At 56.6% G+C, this 19,206-nt stretch carries 12 protein-coding genes, 4 tRNA genes, 3 rRNA genes and 1 riboswitch; of the genes, 15 read left to right on the plus strand and 4 right to left on the minus strand.

Annotated features, from left to right (window positions below; all coding sequences use genetic code 11):
• Nucleotides 1-15: 15 nt before the first annotated feature.
• From argB to argH, 3 genes are all read left to right on the plus strand, one after another.
• Nucleotides 16-792, plus strand: coding sequence for an acetylglutamate kinase (argB, locus tag LB453_RS02735; protein ID WP_103797156.1), 777 nt, complete (start codon nt 16-18; stop codon nt 790-792).
• A gap of 23 nt (nt 793-815) precedes the next feature.
• Nucleotides 816-2,033, plus strand: coding sequence for an argininosuccinate synthase (locus tag LB453_RS02740; RefSeq protein ID WP_103797157.1), 1,218 nt, complete (start codon nt 816-818; stop codon nt 2,031-2,033).
• Between the two features lie 87 nt (nt 2,034-2,120).
• Nucleotides 2,121-3,494 (plus strand): argininosuccinate lyase, encoded by a 1,374-nt coding sequence (argH, locus tag LB453_RS02745; RefSeq protein WP_103797158.1) that lies wholly within the window; start codon nt 2,121-2,123, stop codon nt 3,492-3,494.
• 119 nt (nt 3,495-3,613) lie between these two features.
• Here argH and LB453_RS02750 read toward each other — a convergent pair whose 3' ends face one another.
• Entirely contained in the window at nt 3,614-4,348 is a 735-nt protein-coding gene (locus LB453_RS02750) for a glutathione peroxidase (protein WP_103797159.1), read from the minus strand.
• A gap of 126 nt (nt 4,349-4,474) precedes the next feature.
• Here LB453_RS02750 and oxyR point away from each other — a divergent pair, with 126 nt between their 5' ends.
• Complete coding sequence (oxyR, locus tag LB453_RS02755) at nt 4,475-5,392, plus strand: DNA-binding transcriptional regulator OxyR (RefSeq protein WP_033792985.1); 918 nt, start codon at nt 4,475-4,477, stop codon at nt 5,390-5,392.
• Here oxyR and sthA read toward each other — a convergent pair.
• The gene (sthA, locus tag LB453_RS02760; RefSeq protein WP_103797160.1) at nt 5,375-6,775 is read right to left on the minus strand and encodes a Si-specific NAD(P)(+) transhydrogenase; all 1,401 of its coding nucleotides are present in this window, start codon (nt 6,773-6,775) and stop codon (nt 5,375-5,377) included. The genes oxyR and sthA overlap by 18 nt on opposite strands.
• 191 nt (nt 6,776-6,966) lie before the next feature.
• Here sthA and fabR point away from each other — a divergent pair, with 191 nt between their 5' ends.
• Nucleotides 6,967-7,611, plus strand: coding sequence for an HTH-type transcriptional repressor FabR (fabR, locus tag LB453_RS02765; protein WP_033755575.1), 645 nt, complete (start codon nt 6,967-6,969; stop codon nt 7,609-7,611).
• A gap of 17 nt (nt 7,612-7,628) precedes the next feature.
• Nucleotides 7,629-7,985, plus strand: coding sequence for a YijD family membrane protein (locus LB453_RS02770; protein WP_103797161.1), 357 nt, complete (start codon nt 7,629-7,631; stop codon nt 7,983-7,985).
• Between the two features lie 233 nt (nt 7,986-8,218).
• Here the strand turns inward: LB453_RS02770 and trmA are convergent, their stop codons facing one another.
• Entirely contained in the window at nt 8,219-9,325 is a 1,107-nt protein-coding gene (gene trmA, locus LB453_RS02775; RefSeq protein ID WP_103797163.1) for a tRNA (uridine(54)-C5)-methyltransferase TrmA, read from the minus strand.
• Nucleotides 9,326-9,436: 111 nt separating this feature from the next.
• Nucleotides 9,437-9,619: riboswitch (cobalamin riboswitch) on the plus strand.
• Between the two features lie 69 nt (nt 9,620-9,688).
• Between trmA and btuB the strand changes: the two genes are divergently transcribed.
• The 9 genes from btuB to LB453_RS02820 all read left to right on the plus strand — a co-directional run bounded on the left by btuB (nt 9,689) and on the right by LB453_RS02820 (nt 18,219).
• The gene (gene btuB, locus LB453_RS02780) at nt 9,689-11,569 is read left to right on the plus strand and encodes a TonB-dependent vitamin B12 receptor BtuB (RefSeq protein WP_103797164.1); all 1,881 of its coding nucleotides are present in this window, start codon (nt 9,689-9,691) and stop codon (nt 11,567-11,569) included.
• Nucleotides 11,514-12,365, plus strand: coding sequence for a glutamate racemase (gene murI / locus LB453_RS02785; protein ID WP_103797165.1), 852 nt, complete (start codon nt 11,514-11,516; stop codon nt 12,363-12,365). The genes btuB and murI overlap by 56 nt, the downstream gene beginning before the upstream one ends.
• 396 nt (nt 12,366-12,761) lie before the next feature.
• Nucleotides 12,762-14,303, plus strand: a 16S ribosomal RNA gene (locus tag LB453_RS02790).
• Between the two features lie 71 nt (nt 14,304-14,374).
• Nucleotides 14,375-14,451: transfer RNA gene (locus LB453_RS02795), tRNA-Ile, on the plus strand.
• Nucleotides 14,452-14,599: 148 nt separating this feature from the next.
• Nucleotides 14,600-14,675 (plus strand) — tRNA-Ala (locus LB453_RS02800).
• Nucleotides 14,676-14,871: 196 nt separating this feature from the next.
• Nucleotides 14,872-17,777: ribosomal RNA gene (locus LB453_RS02805) — 23S ribosomal RNA — on the plus strand.
• Nucleotides 17,778-17,868: 91 nt separating this feature from the next.
• Nucleotides 17,869-17,984 (plus strand): 5S ribosomal RNA (gene rrf, locus LB453_RS02810).
• Together the 16S, 23S and 5S rRNA genes with 4 tRNA genes alongside form the textbook arrangement of a ribosomal RNA operon.
• A gap of 74 nt (nt 17,985-18,058) precedes the next feature.
• Nucleotides 18,059-18,135, plus strand: a tRNA-Asp gene (locus LB453_RS02815).
• An 8-nt stretch (nt 18,136-18,143) separates the two neighbouring features.
• A tRNA-Trp gene (locus LB453_RS02820) sits at nt 18,144-18,219 on the plus strand.
• A gap of 108 nt (nt 18,220-18,327) precedes the next feature.
• Here the strand turns inward: LB453_RS02820 and hdfR are convergent.
• Nucleotides 18,328-19,152, minus strand: a complete 825-nt coding sequence (gene hdfR / locus LB453_RS02825; RefSeq protein ID WP_033753511.1) for an HTH-type transcriptional regulator HdfR — start codon at nt 19,150-19,152, stop codon at nt 18,328-18,330.
• Nucleotides 19,153-19,206: the final 54 nt, after the last annotated feature.

The raw sequence follows: 19,206 nt of genomic DNA on the forward strand, positions 1-19,206 counted from the left end.
CGGACAAGGATGCACATGACAACTCCATTAATTATCAAACTGGGCGGCGTGCTGCTCGACAGCGAAGAGGCGCTGGCGCGCCTGTTCGACGCGCTGCTGGCTTATCGCAGCGCCCATCAGCGTCCGCTGCTGATCGTTCACGGCGGCGGCTGCGTGGTCGACGAGCTGATGAAAAAGCTGTCGCTGCCGGTGAAGAAGAAGAACGGCCTGCGCGTTACGCCAGCCGATCAGATCGACATTATTACCGGCGCGCTGGCGGGCACCGCCAATAAAACCCTGCTCGCCTGGGCGAAAAAGCACGGCATTAAGGCGGTCGGGCTGAGCCTGGGCGACGCCGACCTGGTGAAGGTGGCGCAGTTCGATGAAGAGCTGGGACACGTCGGCCACGCCGAGCCGGGCGATCCGGCGCTGATTAACACCCTGCTGACCGCAGGCTATATGCCGATTGTCAGCTCTATCGGCATCACCGACGCGGGCGAGCTGATGAACGTCAACGCCGACCAGGCGGCGACCGCGCTGGCGGCCACGCTGGGCGCCGATCTGGTGCTGCTCTCCGACGTGAGCGGCATTCTCGACGGCAAAGGCCAGCGCATCGAAGAGATGACCGCCGCCAAAGCGGAGCAGCTTATTGCACAAGGCATCATTACCGATGGCATGATTGTAAAAGTGAACGCGGCGCTCGACGCGGCGCGCACGCTGGGCCGCCCGGTGGATATCGCCAGCTGGCGCCACGCAGAGCAACTGCCTGACCTGTTTAACGGCGTGTCGATCGGCACCCGGATCCTCGCTTAACGACTTAGATTTAGGATGACGACATGAGCACGCAAAATATCAAGAAAATCGTACTGGCCTATTCCGGCGGTCTGGATACCTCCGCCATTATTCCGTGGCTGAAAGAGAACTACGGCGGCTGCGAAGTCGTGGCATTTGTGGCGGATATTGGCCAGGAGCGTAGCGATCTGGAAGGCGTGGAGAAGAAAGCGCTGCAGTCCGGCGCCTCTGAGTGCCACGTAGTCGATTTGCGTGAAGAGTTTATCAGCGATTACGTTTATCCGGTGCTGCAGACCGGTGCGCTGTATGAAGGCACCTATCTGCTCGGCACCTCAATGGCGCGTCCGATTATCGCCAAGGCGCAGGTTGAGCTGGCGCTGAAAGTCGGCGCGGATGCGCTGTGCCACGGTGCGACCGGCAAAGGTAACGATCAGGTGCGTTTCGAAACCACCTACACCGCGCTGGCGCCGCAGCTGAAAGTGGTGGCGCCGTGGCGTGAATGGAACCTGCGTTCCCGTGAAGCGCTGCTGGACTACCTGAAAGAGCGCAATATCCCAACTACCGCGTCGCTGGAAAAAATCTATAGCCGTGACGAGAACGCCTGGCATATCTCGACCGAAGGCGGGGTGCTGGAAAGCCCGTCCAATGCGCCGAATAAAGATTGCTGGGTGTGGACCGTGGATCCGCTGGAAGCGCCCGATCAGCCGGAAAACGTCACCGTCACCGTGGAAAAAGGCCGCGTTGTCGCGGTGAACGGCGAAAGGCTGAGCCCGTTCCAGTGTCTGGAAGTGCTGAACGCCATCGGCGCGAAGCATGGCGTAGGCCGTATCGACATCGTGGAAAACCGTCTGGTCGGCATCAAGTCGCGCGGCTGCTACGAAACCCCTGGCGGCACCATTATGGTCAACGCGCTGCGCGCGGTTGAGCAGCTGGTACTGGATCGCGACAGCTTCAAATGGCGCGAGCAGCTGGGCCATGAGATGTCTTACGTAGTTTACGACGGCCGCTGGTTTGCGCCGCTGCGTAAGTCAATCCAGGCCGCTGCCGAGTCGCTGGCCGAAGAGGTAAATGGCGAAGTCGTGCTGCAGCTCTATAAAGGTCAGGCGACGGCGATCCAGAAACGCTCCTCTAACAGCCTCTACTCGGAAGAGTTCGCCACCTTCGGCGAAGACGAGGTTTACGATCACCGTCACGCAGGCGGCTTTATCCGTCTGTTCTCGCTCTCTTCGCGCATTCGCGCCCTGAACGAGCAGAAGAAGTAATAACCGGCGAGGCGTGTGCCTCGCCCAACCAGATTTCGCAGAGGCGGCTTCGGGCCGCCTCTGGTTTAAGGATTGAAGGAGTTTCACATGGCACTTTGGGGCGGACGTTTTACCCAGGCAGCAGACCAACGTTTCAAACAGTTCAACGATTCGCTGCGCTTTGACTATCGTCTGGCGGAGCAGGATATTGTCGGCTCCATCGCCTGGTCCAAAGCGCTGGTGACGGTTAACGTGCTGAGCAATGATGAGCAGCAGCAGCTGGAGCATGCACTGAATGCGCTGCTGGCTGAGGTGCAGGCGGATCCAGAACAGATCCTGCAAAGCGATGCCGAAGATATCCACAGCTGGGTTGAAGGCCAGCTGATTGAGAAAGTCGGCGCGCTGGGCAAGAAGCTGCATACCGGCCGCAGCCGTAACGATCAGGTCGCCACCGATCTGAAGCTCTGGTGTAAAATGCAGGTCGAGGCGCTGCTGGGTGCGACGCGCGAGCTGCAGCAGGCGCTGACGGCGACCGCCGAAGCCAACCAGGATGCGGTAATGCCGGGCTATACCCACCTGCAGCGCGCCCAGCCGGTGACCTTCGCTCACTGGTGTCTCGCCTATGTTGAAATGCTGGCGCGCGACGAAAGCCGTCTGCAGGATACGCTGAAGCGTCTCGACGTCAGCCCGCTCGGCTGCGGCGCGCTGGCGGGCACCGCCTATGAGATTGACCGCGAACAGCTGGCCGGCTGGCTGGGCTTCGCCTCCGCGACCCGCAACAGCCTGGATACCGTCTCCGATCGCGATCACGTGCTGGAGCTGCTGGCCGATGCCTCTATCGGCATGGTACATCTGTCGCGCTTCGCCGAAGATTTAATCTTTTTCAACACCGGCGAAGCGGGTTTTGTCGAGCTGTCTGATAAGGTGACCTCCGGCTCATCGCTGATGCCGCAGAAGAAAAATCCAGACGCGCTGGAGCTGATCCGCGGCAAGTGTGGCCGCGTGCAGGGCGCGCTGACCGGCATGATGATGACGCTGAAAGGCCTGCCGCTCGCCTACAACAAAGATATGCAGGAAGATAAAGAGGGATTGTTCGACGCGCTCGACACCTGGCTGGACTGTCTGCATATGTCGGCGCTGGTGCTGGATGGCATTCAGGTAAAACGTCCGCGCTGCCAGGAAGCGGCGGAGCAGGGCTACGCTAACTCGACTGAGCTGGCCGACTATCTGGTGGCGAAGGGAGTGCCGTTCCGCGAAGCGCACCACATCGTTGGGGAAGCGGTCGTGGAAGCGATCGGGCAGGGCGTGGCGCTGGAAGCGCTGTCGCTGGCGCAGCTAAAGCAGTTCAGCGCGGCGATTGAAGAGGACGTTTACCCTGTTCTGGCGCTGCAGTCCTGCCTGGAAAAACGTAATGCGAAAGGCGGCGTCGCTCCGCAGCAGGTGGCATCCGCCATCGCCGAGGCGAAAAAGCGTCTCGGCTGATCGGCAGGCAAAAAAAAGCGGGCAATAATTGCCCGCTAACCTCTAGCTTCGGAATTTAATTACTATTTTTATAGGCACATCATCAGAGGGCCAGCGCTCCGGCTGACACAGTGATTCTTTTACGCTGACAGCAGGTACTGCTCCAGATCGTCGCTGCCACCGATATGGCGACCGCCGATAAAGACCTGCGGCACCGTGGCGCGGCCCGATACGGCGCGCAGGCTAACGGTGGTGGCATCCTGACCCAGCACAATCTCTTCAAACGGCATATTGTTGTCGATCAGCATCTGTTTCGCTTTGGTGCAGAACGGGCAGCCAGGTTTGGTAAAGAGCGAGACCGACTCCTGCACTTTGAATTCTGGCGCCAGATAGCGCAGCAGGGTATCGGCGTCGGAAACCTCAAAGGGATCGCCAGGCTTGTCTGGCTCAACAAACATCTTCTCGATTACGCCGTTGCGCACCAGCATCGAATAACGCCACGAGCGCGCGCCGAAACCGAGGTCCCCTTTCTCAACCAGCATCTCCATTCCGCGCGTAAACTCGCCGTTGCCGTCTGGAATAAAGGTAATATTTTCTGCGCGCTGCTCCGCTTTCCAGGCGTTCATTACAAAGGTGTCGTTAACCGACACGCAGAGAATGCTGTCAACGCCATGCTGGGCAAAGACGTTGTAAAGTTCGTTGTAGCGCGGCAGATGGCTCGATGAACAGGTGGGCGTAAAGGCGCCCGGCAGCGAAAAGACGATAACCGTCTTGTCTTTGAACAGCTCATCGGTAGTAACGTCTACCCAACGATCGCCCTGTCGGGTATGAAATACGACCTGCGGAACGGGCTTACCTTCCTGAGTTGCAAACATATTTTCTCCTTGAGAGCAGATCGCCTGAATTTGTTGCGTGCATTATTCTGATCATTGCTTGATAGGGCTAATCGTTCATTGCTATCCTATCTATCGCCACGGGCTATCGTGGTCTGGAGGATAACAATGAACATTCGCGATCTTGAATACCTGGTTTCGCTTGCCGAGCATCGCCACTTCCGCCGGGCGGCGGATGCGTGCCACGTCAGCCAGCCGACGCTCAGCGGACAGATCCGCAAGCTGGAAGATGAGCTGGGCGTGATGCTGCTGGAGCGAACCAGCCGTAAAGTGTTGTTCACCCAGGCGGGCATGCTGCTGGTCGATCAGGCGCGCACCGTGCTGCGGGAAGTTAAAGTATTAAAAGAGATGGCGAGCCAGCAGGGCGAAGCCATGTCCGGACCGCTGCATATCGGGCTTATCCCCACTACCGGCCCCTACCTGCTGCCGCAAATCATTCCTATGCTACATCGCACTTTTCCCAAGCTGGAAATGTATCTGCACGAGGCGCAGACGCAGCAGCTGCTGGCGCAGCTCGACAGCGGCAAGCTCGACTGTGCCATCCTGGCGCTGGTGAAAGAGAGTGAAGCCTTTATTGAGGTGCCGCTGTTCGACGAGCCGATGAAGCTGGCGGTTTATCAGGATCACCCGTGGCGCGACCGCGATCGCGTGCCGATGTCCGATCTGGCGGGCGAAAAGCTGTTGATGCTGGAAGACGGCCACTGCCTGCGCGATCAGGCGATGGGCTTCTGCTTTGAGGCGGGTGCGGATGAAGATACGCATTTTCGCGCCACCAGTCTGGAGACGCTGCGCAATATGGTCGCGGCTGGAAGCGGCATCACGCTGCTGCCCGCGCTGGCTGTGCCGCAGGAGCGCGTGCGCGACGGCGTATGCTATCTGCCGTGCTATAAGCCTGTGCCGCAGCGCACCATCGCGCTGGTCTATCGACCCGGTTCGCCTCTGCGCAGCCGCTATGAGCAGCTGGCAGAAGCGATTCGCACGCACATGCAGGGCTATCTCGATACCACGTTAAAACAGGCGGTTTAAGCCGTTTAGCGCGGCCACGCGATAGGCCTCGGCCATGGTGGGGTAGTTAAAGGTGGTATTAACAAAGTACTCGATGGTATTACCGCCGTTTTTCTGCTCCATAATCGCCTGGCCGATATGAATGATCTCCGCCGCACGCTCGCCAAAGCAGTGAATGCCCAGGATCTCTTTGGTGTCGCGGTGGAACAGGATCTTTAGACTGCCCACGTTCATGCCGACAATCTGCGCGCGCGCCAGATGCTTAAACTGCGCGCGGCCCACTTCATAAGGCACCTTCATCGCCGTCAGCTGCTGTTCGGTTTTGCCCACCGAGCTGATTTCCGGAATGGTATAGATACCGGTCGGGATATCTTCCACCAGGTGCGCGCTGGCTTCACCTTTGATAATGGCCTGCGCGGCGATGCGGCCCTGGTCGTAGGCGGCTGAGGCCAGGCTCGGATAGCCGATAACGTCGCCCACCGCATAGATGTGCGGCTGCGCGGTCTGATACATGCTGTTTACCTTCAGCAAGCCACGTCCGTCCGCCTCCAGCCCGACGTTTTCCAGCGCCAGCGAATCGGTGTTGCCGGTTCGGCCGTTTGCATAGAGCAGGCAGTCGGCTTTCACCTTTTTGCCCGACTTCAGGTGCATAATCACGCCATCTTCAACGCCTTCGATTTTCTCAAACTCTTCGTTGTGGCGAATAACGACGCCGCTGTTCCAGAAGTGATAGGAGAGCGAATCGGACATCTCCTGATCGAGGAACGCCAGCAGACGGTCGCGGGTGTTAATCAGATCGACCTTGACGTTCAGCCCGCGGAAAATCGACGCATACTCGCAGCCGATAACGCCTGCGCCATAGATAATGACGTGGCCCGGCTCGTGATGCAGATTAAGAATGGAGTCGGAATCGTAGATGCGCGGATGGGTAAAATCGACGTCCGCCGGATGGTAAGGGCGAGAGCCGCAGGCGATGACAAATTTTTCCGCCGTCAGGCGCTCGCGCGTGCCGTCGTAATGTTCGACTTCAATAGTGTTGGCATCGATAAAGTGGGCGTTGCCCTGAAACAGCTCGCAGCGGTTGCGCTCGTAAAAGCCCTGACGCATGGCGGTCTGCTGGCTGATGACGTTCTCCGTGTGGTTAAGGATATCGGCGAACGAGGAGCGCAGCAGGCGAGTGTGATCGCTGTAAAGCGGGTTTTGGTTGAATTCAATAATGCGACTGACTGCATGGCGAAGCGCTTTGGAGGGAATGGTGCCCCAGTGAGTACAACCGCCGCCGATGTTATGGTAGCGTTCGATCACTGCGATGCGCGCTCCCTGCTTCACCAGGCCCATGGCTGCACCTTCACCTCCAGGACCGGAGCCAATCACGATGGCATCGTAATCGTAAGACTTTTGCATACCAGTACGTCCTATTTTCTATACATTTTTACAACGAGATTCTAACATCTCGCCGCGCACATCTGAATTCTAACAGTGAAATTCCCCACGGATTGACAAAGCGTGAGGTTCACAGGCGGTCACAAACTTTGACCTATGTACGCTGAATATTTTGTTATAGTGCCCTCTTAACTCGTCACAAGGCAGAGAGAATGGGCGTCAGAGCGCAACAAAAAGAACGTACAAGACGTACGCTGATCGAAGCGGCATTCAGCCAGCTCAGCGCCGAGCGCAGCTTTGCCAGTTTAAGTTTGCGTGAGGTTGCCAGGGAAGCGGGTATCGCGCCCACCTCTTTTTATCGTCATTTTAAAGATGTTGATGAGCTTGGTTTGACGATGGTCGATGAGAGCGGCCTGATGCTGCGCCAGCTGATGCGTCAGGCGCGTCAGCGCATCGCGAAGGGCGGCAGCATTATCAAAACCTCGGTCTCCACATTTATGGAGTTTATCGGCAACAATCCCAACGCGTTTCGGCTGCTGTTGCGCGAGCGTTCCGGCACGTCTGCCGCGTTTCGCGCCGCCGTGGCGCGTGAAATCCAGCATTTCATCGCCGAGCTGGCTGACTACCTTGAAGTCGAAAACCGCATGCCGCGCAGCTTTACCGAAGCGCAGGCGGAGGCGATGGTGACGATTGTCTTTAGCGCGGGCGCGGAAGCGCTGGATGTGGATATCGAGCAGCGTCGCAAGCTTGAAGATCGCCTGGTGCTGCAGCTGCGCATGATCGCCAAAGGCGCTTATTACTGGTATCGCCGCGAGCAGGAACGCCTGGCGGTCACCTTGGAAAAACCCGAAGAGTAATCGATAAGGATAATGCCATGACACAACCGACTTCCCGCGATAAAGGCACGCTGCTGCTGGCTTTTATTACCGGTTTAGCGATTAACGGCTCATTTTCCGTGCTGTTTAGCGCCTTTGTACCTTTTTCTATCTTCCCGATTATCGCGCTGGGGCTTGCGGTCTGGAGCCTGCATCAGCGTTATCTGAATCGCAATATGCCGGATGGCATGCCGGGTCTGGCGGCGGCGTTTTTCCTGCTGGGCATTCTGGTATATAGCGCGCTGGTGCGCGCCGAGTATCCCGATATCGGCTCTAACTTTATTCCGACGCTGCTGATGGTGGCGCTGGTGTTCTGGATTGGCGTGAAGATTAAGCGTCGTAAGAACAACGATTAAGGGCGAACCTGGAGTTTGACGTTTCCGTCAGACGGCTGGGTAAGTTAAAACGCGGGTGGCGTGGCACAAAGCGCAAAGCGGCCCGCGCCGTGGACAAAAACGCAGGGAGCGTTTCTGAACGGCGCAGAGCGCTGGCCCCTTTATCGGCGCGCCTCAAGGATGAGGTGCGTAAACAGGCGGGCGGGCAGCGATGCCTTGAGCGACGCTGCGACCGCGCTACAGACAAGACCTTTTTATCCCTCTTTTCGCGTCAGCCACACGCCGCACTCCATATGGTGCGTATAGGGGAACTGGTCGAACAGCGCCAGGCGTGAAACCTTATGCGTCTGCGCCAGCGTTTGCAGGTTGTCGCACAGCGTCTCGGGGTTGCAGGAGATATAAAGGATGCGCGGATAGGCCTGCACCATCTTCACCGTCTCTTCATCCAGCCCGCTGCGCGGCGGATCGACAAAAATGGTTTCGCACTCATAGCTTTTCAGATCGATGCCCTGCAGGCGGTTAAAGCTGCGCACGCCGTTCATCGCCTGGGTAAACTCCTCTGCCGCCATACGAATAATCTGCACGTTATCGATCTGGTTGGCTTCGATATTGAACTGCGCCGCCGCCACCGAAGGCTTGGCAATTTCCGTCGCCAGCACGCGGCGGAAATTGCGCGCCAGCGCCAGTGAAAAGTTGCCGTTGCCGCAGTAGAGCTCGAGCAGATCGCCGCGCGATCCGCTGGTGACGTCCAGCGCCCACTCCAGCATCTGAATGTTCATTGCCGCATTGGGCTGGGTAAAGCTGTTCTCCACCTGGCGATAGATCATTTCGCGGCCCGCCACCGGCAGGCGCTCGTCGATAAAATCCTGATCGAGACAGATTTTGGTTTTGGTGGCACGCCCAATCAGCTGCGCCTTATAACCTTTGGCGCGCAGCGCGTCGCGCAGGGCGCTCGCCGCTTCAACCCAGTCCGCCTCGAGCTTGCGGTGGTAGAGCAGGGAGATAACGATCTCATCGCTCATGGTCGAGAGATAGTCGATCTGGAACAGTTTATGGCGCAGCACGCGGTTATCGCGGATCGCCGCGATCATTTCCGGCATCACCGCATTGATCAGTTCGCTGGCGGCGGGAAAACGATCGACGCGAATACGCTCGCGCGTCGCCTGATCGAAGATGATGTGGTAAAGATCGTCGCCATCGTGCCAGAGGCGGAACTCCGCGCGCATCCGGTAGTGGCTGACCGGCGAGCGAAACACCTCCGCTTCAGGCGCAGCGAACGGCGTCATCATCGTTTGTAAACGGCTGACTTTCTCGGCCAGTTGCGCGTCGTACTGTTCAGTCGGGAGATGTTCGGGTGTCATGTGCGATCCTGGTTAATAGCAAACTTGCCGGGCGATTGTAGGCATTCACCTGGCGTTGTCCAGTCCTGTGCGCGCCGGGCAGTATGGCAGTCTGGACTTCCATTACCACTCCTGTAGACTGCCTGCGCCGGCCTCAGCCTGAGTTAATAGGGAATCCAGTGCGAATCTGGAGCTGACGCGCAGCGGTAAGGAATGTCGTGGCGATCGCCTTGCAGACACTGTCCAGCTGGATGGGAAGTCTTCGCCACTTTATGGTTCCCAGCCCGAAGACCTGCCGGCGTGACGTCGCAACTCGTACGGTCATCGCGTGCTATCGATCGTATATCTGCGGCATCCTGTTTCGTCTTTTGGATGCTCATAACAATGAAAAAACACTCCGCTTCGCTGTTCGCATTTAGCGCAACGGCGCTTGCTCTCTGGGCGCAACCTGGTTTCGCTCAGGATAATGATGATACGCAAATTGTCACCGCCAACCGTTTCGCTCAGCCAGCTTCGTCGGTGCTGGCGCCCACCACAGTGGTGACGCGCGCCGAGATCGACCGCTGGCAGGCAAAAAGCCTGACCGATGTTATGCGCCGTCTGCCTGGCGTCGACGTGGCGCAGAATGGCGGCCTGGGGCAAACCAGCTCGCTGTTTATTCGCGGCACCAACTCCAGCCACGTGCTGATCCTGATTGACGGTATTCGCCTCAACCAGGCGGGCATCTCCGGCTCCTCAGACCTTAGCCAGATCCCGCTTTCGCTGGTGCAGCGTATTGAATATATCCGCGGTGCGCGCTCGGCGGTCTATGGATCGGATGCTATCGGCGGCGTGGTGAACATTATTACCGGCCGCGCGCAGCCCGGCACGACGCTCACCGCAGGCGTCGGCTCGAAAGGCTATCAGTCTTACGACGGGTCTACGCAGCAGCAGCTGGGCGACGCCACCAGAGTAACGCTGGCTGGCAACTACACCTATACCCGCGGCTTCGACGTCGGCGCAGGCTATCCTAACGACTATGGTCCGGCGCAGGGCGACAGAGATGGTTTTATGAGTAAAACCCTCTATGGCAACCTTGAGCACCAGTTCAGCGATGAGCTGAGCGGATTCGTGCGCGGCTACGGTTTCGACAACCGCACCGCCTATGACGGCTCTTATAGCTATGATGACAGCTACACCAGTATTGTCGGCCTGGCGGATACGCGTCAGCTCTATAGTCAGACCTGGGATACTGGCCTGCGCTTCAACCGGGATAGCTATTCAACGCAGCTGATCGCCAGCTACAGCCGCACCAAAGATATTAACTACGATCCGCGCAACGGCCGCTTTGGCGCCGCCTCGACCTTTGATGACGTTACCCAGTACAACCTTCAGTGGGGTAACACCGTGCAGGTTGGCCAGGGCGCGATTAGCGGCGGCATCGACTGGCAGAAAGAGACCACTGAACCGGGTACCAACTACCTGGCAGACGGGTATGAGCAGCGCAACACCGGCCTCTATCTTACCGGACAGCAGCAGTTCGGCAGCGTGACGCTGGAGGGCGCGCTGCGCGGCGATGACAATAACCAGTTCGGCTGGCACAACACCTGGCAAACCGCTGCATCCTGGGAGTTTATTTCAGGTTATCGCGTCTTCGCCTCCTACGGCACCGCCTTTAAGGCGCCAAACCTCTCCCAGATCTATAGTCCAGGCTACGGCAATCCCGACCTTGATCCAGAAAAGAGCAAGCAGTGGGAAGGGGGCTTCGAAGGGCTGACCGGTCCGGTTAGCTGGCGGGTATCCGGTTATCGCAACGACATTGATAACCTGATAGACAGCGATCCGACCACCTATCGCTACTACAACATCAGCAAGGCGCACATTAAAGGCGTCGAGGCGACCGCCTCGTTCGATACCGGCCCGCTGGGCCACCAAATCTCCTATGACTACGTTGATGCGCGCGATGGCGAAACGGATCAACAGCTGGTGCGCCGTGCAAAACAGCAGGTTAAGTATCAGCTCGACTGGTCTCTCTATGATTTCGACTGGTCGGTGACTTATCACTATCTGGGCGATCGCTTTGATAACGACTACAACAGCTATCCTACCCGTCGCGTTAAACTGGGCGGTGTTAGCCTGTGGGATCTCGCGGTGTCGTATCCGGTCACATCTCAGCTGATGGTTCGTGGTAGAATTGCCAACCTGTTTGATAAAGATTACGAGACAGCGTATGGCTATCGAACTCCAGGAACGGAGTATTACCTCAGCGCCAGCTACAGCTTCTGATCTGCGCCCCACCGTGCTGGTGTTTGACTCCGGCGTGGGTGGGCTCTCTGTCTATGACGAGGTCCGGCAGCTACTGCCGGATCTGCACTATCTCTACGCTTTCGACAACGCCGGTTTTCCCTACGGAGAAAAGAGCGAAGAGTATATTGTCGAGCGCGTCGTCGATATCGTCGGCGCGATTGCCAGCCGTCATCCGCTTTCGCTTTGCATCATCGCCTGTAATACCGCCAGTACGGTCTCTTTGCCAGCGCTGCGCGCGCGCTTCGGCTTTCCCGTCGTTGGCGTCGTACCAGCAATTAAGCCTGCGGCGCGTCTGACGCGTAATGGTGTCGTCGGGCTGCTGGCGACGCGCGCGACCGTACGTCGTCCCTATACGCACGATCTTGTGGCGCAGTTCGCCTCCTCATGCCGGATTGCCATGCTGGGTTCGGCGGAGCTGGTGGAGCTGGCTGAGCAGAAGCTTCATGGTCAGACTATCGCGTTAGAGGATGTGCGGCGTATCGTTCAGCCCTGGCTGCGTATGGCCGAACCGCCAGATACGGTGGTGCTGGGCTGCACGCACTTTCCTTTACTGCGTGAAGAGCTACAGCAGGTGTTGCCCGAAGGCACGCGTTTAATTGATTCGGGCGCGGCGATAGCGCGCCGCACCGCCTGGCTGCTGGAGCATGAATCGCCTGGGGTACAGACTTCGCAGGCGAACTGTGCGTTTTGTACCGAGCTCAACGGTGAAGCGCTGCAATTATCACCGGTTTTACAGCGTTATGGCTTTCCGGCGCTGGAAAAAGTGGCGGTTTAGGGTAGTTTTGCTGAAAAAATAGTCACTCAGAAATTAATTTGAAATTAGCGCTTGTCAGCCCGAAAGAACTCCCTATAATGCGCCTCCACTGACACGGCACAACGGCTTACGGAATGCGGTGTTAAGTAAGATTCGACAAGGTTCGAATCGTCAGGAAAGCAAAAATAAATGCTTGACTGATAAAGCGGAAAGCGTAATATACGCAGCCCGCGCCGCTGAATAATCGCGGCATGCTCTTTAACAATTTATCAGACAATCTGTGTGGGCACTCGAGAGCAGATATCAAAAGCCTTCGGGCTTTAAAAAATATCAAGCCTCACGAGTGGACACATAATGACATTCATTATGACGTTTTACAGATGAGCACCGCTTAACTTGTTTAAGCAAATCAAACTTAAATTGAAGAGTTTGATCATGGCTCAGATTGAACGCTGGCGGCAGGCCTAACACATGCAAGTCGAACGGTAGCACAGAGGAGCTTGCTCCTCGGGTGACGAGTGGCGGACGGGTGAGTAATGTCTGGGAAACTGCCCGATGGAGGGGGATAACTACTGGAAACGGTAGCTAATACCGCATAACGTCGCAAGACCAAAGTGGGGGACCTTCGGGCCTCACACCATCGGATGTGCCCAGATGGGATTAGCTAGTAGGTGGGGTAACGGCTCACCTAGGCGACGATCCCTAGCTGGTCTGAGAGGATGACCAGCCACACTGGAACTGAGACACGGTCCAGACTCCTACGGGAGGCAGCAGTGGGGAATATTGCACAATGGGCGCAAGCCTGATGCAGCCATGCCGCGTGTATGAAGAAGGCCTTCGGGTTGTAAAGTACTTTCAGCGGGGAGGAAGGCGATGTGGTTAATAACCGCGTCGATTGACGTTACCCGCAGAAGAAGCACCGGCTAACTCCGTGCCAGCAGCCGCGGTAATACGGAGGGTGCAAGCGTTAATCGGAATTACTGGGCGTAAAGCGCACGCAGGCGGTCTGTCAAGTCGGATGTGAAATCCCCGGGCTTAACCTGGGAACTGCATTCGAAACTGGCAGGCTAGAGTCTTGTAGAGGGGGGTAGAATTCCAGGTGTAGCGGTGAAATGCGTAGAGATCTGGAGGAATACCGGTGGCGAAGGCGGCCCCCTGGACAAAGACTGACGCTCAGGTGCGAAAGCGTGGGGAGCAAACAGGATTAGATACCCTGGTAGTCCACGCCGTAAACGATGTCGACTTGGAGGCTGTTCCCCTGAGGAGTGGCTTCCGGAGCTAACGCGTTAAGTCGACCGCCTGGGGAGTACGGCCGCAAGGTTAAAACTCAAATGAATTGACGGGGGCCCGCACAAGCGGTGGAGCATGTGGTTTAATTCGATGCAACGCGAAGAACCTTACCTACTCTTGACATCCACGGAATTCGGCAGAGATGCCTTAGTGCCTTCGGGAACCGTGAGACAGGTGCTGCATGGCTGTCGTCAGCTCGTGTTGTGAAATGTTGGGTTAAGTCCCGCAACGAGCGCAACCCTTATCCTTTGTTGCCAGCGATTCGGTCGGGAACTCAAAGGAGACTGCCGGTGATAAACCGGAGGAAGGTGGGGATGACGTCAAGTCATCATGGCCCTTACGAGTAGGGCTACACACGTGCTACAATGGCGCATACAAAGAGAAGCGACCTCGCGAGAGCAAGCGGACCTCATAAAGTGCGTCGTAGTCCGGATCGGAGTCTGCAACTCGACTCCGTGAAGTCGGAATCGCTAGTAATCGTGGATCAGAATGCCACGGTGAATACGTTCCCGGGCCTTGTACACACCGCCCGTCACACCATGGGAGTGGGTTGCAAAAGAAGTAGGTAGCTTAACCTTCGGGAGGGCGCTTACCACTTTGTGATTCATGACTGGGGTGAAGTCGTAACAAGGTAACCGTAGGGGAACCTGCGGTTGGATCACCTCCTTACCTGAAGATACTGCCTTCGAAGTGCTCACACAGATTGTCTGATAGAAAGTAACGAGCAGAAAAACCTCTACAGGCTTGTAGCTCAGGTGGTTAGAGCGCACCCCTGATAAGGGTGAGGTCGGTGGTTCAAGTCCACTCAGGCCTACCAAATTTCTCCTCATGCTGCGTTATGCGCGCGGTCGTTTACCTGAGGTAAACTTCCCTTCCGCATGCCTTGCCTGAGAAGAAATTACATTCTTCACGCAAGAATGTTTACTCGGTTGAGTGGTAGTAGACGGTCTCTGCAGTAACTGTATGGGGCTATAGCTCAGCTGGGAGAGCGCCTGCCTTGCACGCAGGAGGTCAGCGGTTCGATCCCGCTTAGCTCCACCATACTGTTTTCTGAAATACTTCAGAGCGTACCGGAAACGGTGGGCTGCGAAGTATTATGCTCTTTAACAATCCGGAACAAGCTGAAAATTGAAACGACGCCCTGCGTTCATTCCCCGTAAACAGGAGTGAAAGGCAGCGCGTTCGAGTCTCTCAATTAATCACATCCGCGACGTCGCAAGACGCCTGTGGGTTGTGAGGTTAAGCGACTAAGCGTACACGGTGGATGCCCTGGCAGTCAGAGGCGATGAAGGACGTGCTAATCTGCGAAAAGCGCCGGCAAGGTGATATGAACCGCTACAGCCGGCGATGTCCGAATGGGGAAACCCAGTGTGTTTCGACACACTATCGCAACATGAATACATAGTGTTGCGAGGCGAACCGGGGGAACTGAAACATCTAAGTACCCCGAGGAAAAGAAATCAACCGAGATTCCCCCAGTAGCGGCGAGCGAACGGGGAGCAGCCCAGAGTCTGAATCAGCTTGTGTGCTAGTGGAAGCGTCTGGAAAGTCGCAGGGTACAGGGTGACACTCCCGTACACGAAAGCACACATGCTGTGAACTCGAAGAGTAGGGCGGGACACGTGGTATCCTGTCTGAATATGGGGGGACCATCCTCCAAGGCTAAATACTCCTGACTGACCGATAGTGAACCAGTACCGTGAGGGAAAGGCGAAAAGAACCCCGGCGAGGGGAGTGAAACAGAACCTGAAACCGTGTACGTACAAGCAGTGGGAGCCTCTTTGTGGGGTGACTGCGTACCTTTTGTATAATGGGTCAGCGACTTATATTCTGTAGCAAGGTTAACCGTATAGGGGAGCCGCAGGGAAACCGAGTCTTAACTGGGCGTTAAGTTGCAGGGTATAGACCCGAAACCCGGTGATCTAGCCATGGGCAGGTTGAAGGTTGGGTAACACTAACTGGAGGACCGAACCGACTAATGTTGAAAAATTAGCGGATGACCTGTGGCTGGGGGTGAAAGGCCAATCAAACCGGGAGATAGCTGGTTCTCCCCGAAAGCTATTTAGGTAGCGCCTCGTGAACTCATCTCCGGGGGTAGAGCACTGTTTCGGCTAGGGGGCCATCCCGGCTTACCAACCCGATGCAAACTGCGAATACCGGAGAATGTTATCACGGGAGACACACGGCGGGTGCTAACGTCCGTCGTGAAGAGGGAAACAACCCAGACCGCCAGCTAAGGTCCCAAAGTCATGGTTAAGTGGGAAACGATGTGGGAAGGCCCAGACAGCCAGGATGTTGGCTTAGAAGCAGCCATCATTTAAAGAAAGCGTAATAGCTCACTGGTCGAGTCGGCCTGCGCGGAAGATGTAACGGGGCTAAACCATGCACCGAAGCTGCGGCAGCGACGCGTATGCGTTGTTGGGTAGGGGAGCGTTCTGTAAGCCGTCGAAGGTGTGCTGTGAGGCATGCTGGAGGTATCAGAAGTGCGAATGCTGACATAAGTAACGATAAAGCGGGTGAAAAGCCCGCTCGCCGGAAGACCAAGGGTTCCTGTCCAACGTTAATCGGGGCAGGGTGAGTCGACCCCTAAGGCGAGGCTGAAAAGCGTAGTCGATGGGAAACAGGTTAATATTCCTGTACTTGGTGTTGCTGCGAAGGGGGGACGGAGAAGGCTATGTTGGCCGGGCGACGGTTGTCCCGGTTTAAGCGTGTAGGTGTGTGTTCCAGGCAAATCCGGTTCACTTTACACTGAGGCGTGACGACGAGGCACTACGGTGCTGAAGCAACAAATGCCCTGCTTCCAGGAAAAGCCTCTAAGCTCCAGGCAACACGAAATCGTACCCCAAACCGACACAGGTGGTCAGGTAGAGAATACCAAGGCGCTTGAGAGAACTCGGGTGAAGGAACTAGGCAAAATGGTGCCGTAACTTCGGGAGAAGGCACGCTGGCGCGTAGGTGAAGGGACTTGCTCCCGGAGCTGAGGCCAGTCGAAGATACCAGCTGGCTGCAACTGTTTATTAAAAACACAGCACTGTGCAAACACGAAAGTGGACGTATACGGTGTGACGCCTGCCCGGTGCCGGAAGGTTAATTGATGGGGTTATCCGTAAGGAGAAGCTCTTGATCGAAGCCCCGGTAAACGGCGGCCGTAACTATAACGGTCCTAAGGTAGCGAAATTCCTTGTCGGGTAAGTTCCGACCTGCACGAATGGCGTAATGATGGCCAGGCTGTCTCCACCCGAGACTCAGTGAAATTGAAATCGCTGTGAAGATGCAGTGTACCCGCGGCAAGACGGAAAGACCCCGTGAACCTTTACTACAGCTTGACACTGAACACTGGTCCTTGATGTGTAGGATAGGTGGGAGGCTTTGAAGCGTGGACGCCAGTCTGCGTGGAGCCGTCCTTGAAATACCACCCTTTAATGGCTGGTGTTCTAACGTAGGCCCGTTACCCGGGCTGCGGACAGTGTCTGGTGGGTAGTTTGACTGGGGCGGTCTCCTCCCAAAGCGTAACGGAGGAGCACGAAGGTTGGCTAATCCTGGTCGGACATCAGGAGGTTAGTGCAATGGCATAAGCCAGCTTGACTGCGAGAGTGACGGCTCGAGCAGGTGCGAAAGCAGGTCATAGTGATCCGGTGGTTCTGAATGGAAGGGCCATCGCTCAACGGATAAAAGGTACTCCGGGGATAACAGGCTGATACCGCCCAAGAGTTCATATCGACGGCGGTGTTTGGCACCTCGATGTCGGCTCATCACATCCTGGGGCTGAAGTAGGTCCCAAGGGTACGGCTGTTCGCCGTTTAAAGTGGTACGCGAGCTGGGTTTAGAACGTCGTGAGACAGTTCGGTCCCTATCTGCCGTGGGCGCTGGAAAACTGAGGGGGGTTGCTCCTAGTACGAGAGGACCGGAGTGAACGCACCGCTGGTGTTCGGGTTGTCATGCCAATGGCACTGCCCGGTAGCTAAGTGCGGAAGAGATAAGTGCTGAAAGCATCTAAGCACGAAACTTGCCCCGAGATGAGTTTTCCCTGAGCACTTGATGCTCCTGAAGGGACGTTGAAGACGACGACGTTGATAGGCCGGGTGTGTAAGCGCAGCGATGCGTTGAGCTAACCGGTACTAATGACCCGTGAGGCTTAACCTTACAACGCCAGAGGCGTTTTGTGAGACGCGAGATTTTCAGCTTGTGACGGATATATCTGCGCGGCCTGCGGGCGGCGCGGAAACAGAATTTGCCTGGCGGCCTTAGCGCGGCGGTCCCACCTGACCCCATGCCGAACTCAGAAGTGAAACGCCGTAGCGCCGATGGTAGTGTGGGGTCTCCCCATGCGAGAGTAGGGAACTGCCAGGCATCCAAATTGGTATCCACCCGCGAGGGTGACACCGGTTATCAGCGAGACCCCGCTGGTAGCAGCAGTATTCGGTGGTGCGGTAGTTCAGTCGGTTAGAATACCGGCCTGTCACGCCGGGGGTCGCGGGTTCGAGTCCCGTCCGCACCGCCACCCTCTTTAGGGGCGTAGTTCAATTGGTAGAGCACCGGTCTCCAAAACCGGGTGTTGGGGGTTCGAGTCCCTCCGCCCCTGCCAGAAAAAAGAATCCTTTGCTTCGGCAAAGGATTTTTTTTTGCTTTTTATCCAGCCCGAAGATCAAAAAAAGGCCGACTACGTCAGCCTCTTCACCGTTTATGCCTGAAATTAGCGCGCCAGCACCGGAAACTTAAGCAGCTGTCGAATATGCGCCTGCTGATCGCTGTTCTGCAGCCACACTGCATATAAAGGACGTACCGCCACCGGCGTATCAGGGATCACCATAAGATCGCTGTAGAGGCTATGCCAGTAGTCTGGCAAAAATGCGCAGGCACCCGTGGTATAAAGCAACTCGCGCGTTACGTGCGCCGAGGTAGTGGTTAACACAGGAACATCATCGCCGCCGGAGAGGTAGCTTTCATGCTGATGAAAGTCCGCGCCCCATTCCAGCTTGATGTAATCGTACTTCTCGCGCTTCTCTGTTTTACGCGCCCGGAACAGCGCCAGAGAGATATGGCCGATCTGCTGGCTGGTCAGCTCATCCATCTTAGGCGCTTCGGTCGTGATCAGCAGATCCAGCTGGCGTTCATGAAGCTGTTTAACCAGAAGATGCCGCTGCGCCACGCGTGCTTCAAGATGCAGGCTCTCCCGGTTTTCATACAGGGTTTGCAGCCACGGGGTCAGATAAGCCTCCCAGAGCGACGCGCTAGCGCCTATCGACAGCTCGTGGTGCTGCTGCGTGTGCGAGACCTCCTTCTTCGCCATCATCCATGTGCTCATCAGGCTTTCCGCATAGGGTAACAGGCGTTCTCCCGCCGACGTCAGCCGTATATTATTGCGATGACGAGTAAAAAGGTTTACGCCCAGCTGATTTTCCAGCTGACGGATGCGAAAGCTGACGGCGGACTGTGTGAGGTAAAGTGCTTCTGCAGCTCGTCCAAAATGGCGAGTTCTGCTCACTTCCAGGAAAGTTTTCAGTAATTCCGTATCCACAGCTTTCTCCCAAAAAATGTTTGTCGTATAGATTTAAATGTTTTGTTTTACACT

The sequence above is a fragment of the Pantoea agglomerans genome (assembly GCF_020149765.1).
Classification (GTDB): domain Bacteria; phylum Pseudomonadota; class Gammaproteobacteria; order Enterobacterales; family Enterobacteriaceae; genus Pantoea; species Pantoea alvi.

What these genes read in the sequence shown, in the direction of transcription:
- argB (WP_103797156.1), top strand. Translation starts at nt 16, where the DNA reads ATGACAACTCCATTAATTATCAAACTGGGCGGCGTGCTGCTCGACAGC.
- LB453_RS02740 (WP_103797157.1), top strand. Translation starts at nt 816, where the DNA reads ATGAGCACGCAAAATATCAAGAAAATCGTACTGGCCTATTCCGGCGGT.
- argH (WP_103797158.1), top strand. Translation starts at nt 2,121, where the DNA reads ATGGCACTTTGGGGCGGACGTTTTACCCAGGCAGCAGACCAACGTTTC.
- LB453_RS02750 (WP_103797159.1), bottom strand. Translation starts at nt 4,348, where the DNA reads ATGTTTGCAACTCAGGAAGGTAAGCCCGTTCCGCAGGTCGTATTTCAT.
- oxyR (WP_033792985.1), top strand. Translation starts at nt 4,475, where the DNA reads ATGAACATTCGCGATCTTGAATACCTGGTTTCGCTTGCCGAGCATCGC.
- sthA (WP_103797160.1), bottom strand. Translation starts at nt 6,775, where the DNA reads ATGCAAAAGTCTTACGATTACGATGCCATCGTGATTGGCTCCGGTCCT.
- fabR (WP_033755575.1), top strand. Translation starts at nt 6,967, where the DNA reads ATGGGCGTCAGAGCGCAACAAAAAGAACGTACAAGACGTACGCTGATC.
- LB453_RS02770 (WP_103797161.1), top strand. Translation starts at nt 7,629, where the DNA reads ATGACACAACCGACTTCCCGCGATAAAGGCACGCTGCTGCTGGCTTTT.
- trmA (WP_103797163.1), bottom strand. Translation starts at nt 9,325, where the DNA reads ATGACACCCGAACATCTCCCGACTGAACAGTACGACGCGCAACTGGCC.
- btuB (WP_103797164.1), top strand. Translation starts at nt 9,689, where the DNA reads ATGAAAAAACACTCCGCTTCGCTGTTCGCATTTAGCGCAACGGCGCTT.
- murI (WP_103797165.1), top strand. Translation starts at nt 11,514, where the DNA reads ATGGCTATCGAACTCCAGGAACGGAGTATTACCTCAGCGCCAGCTACA.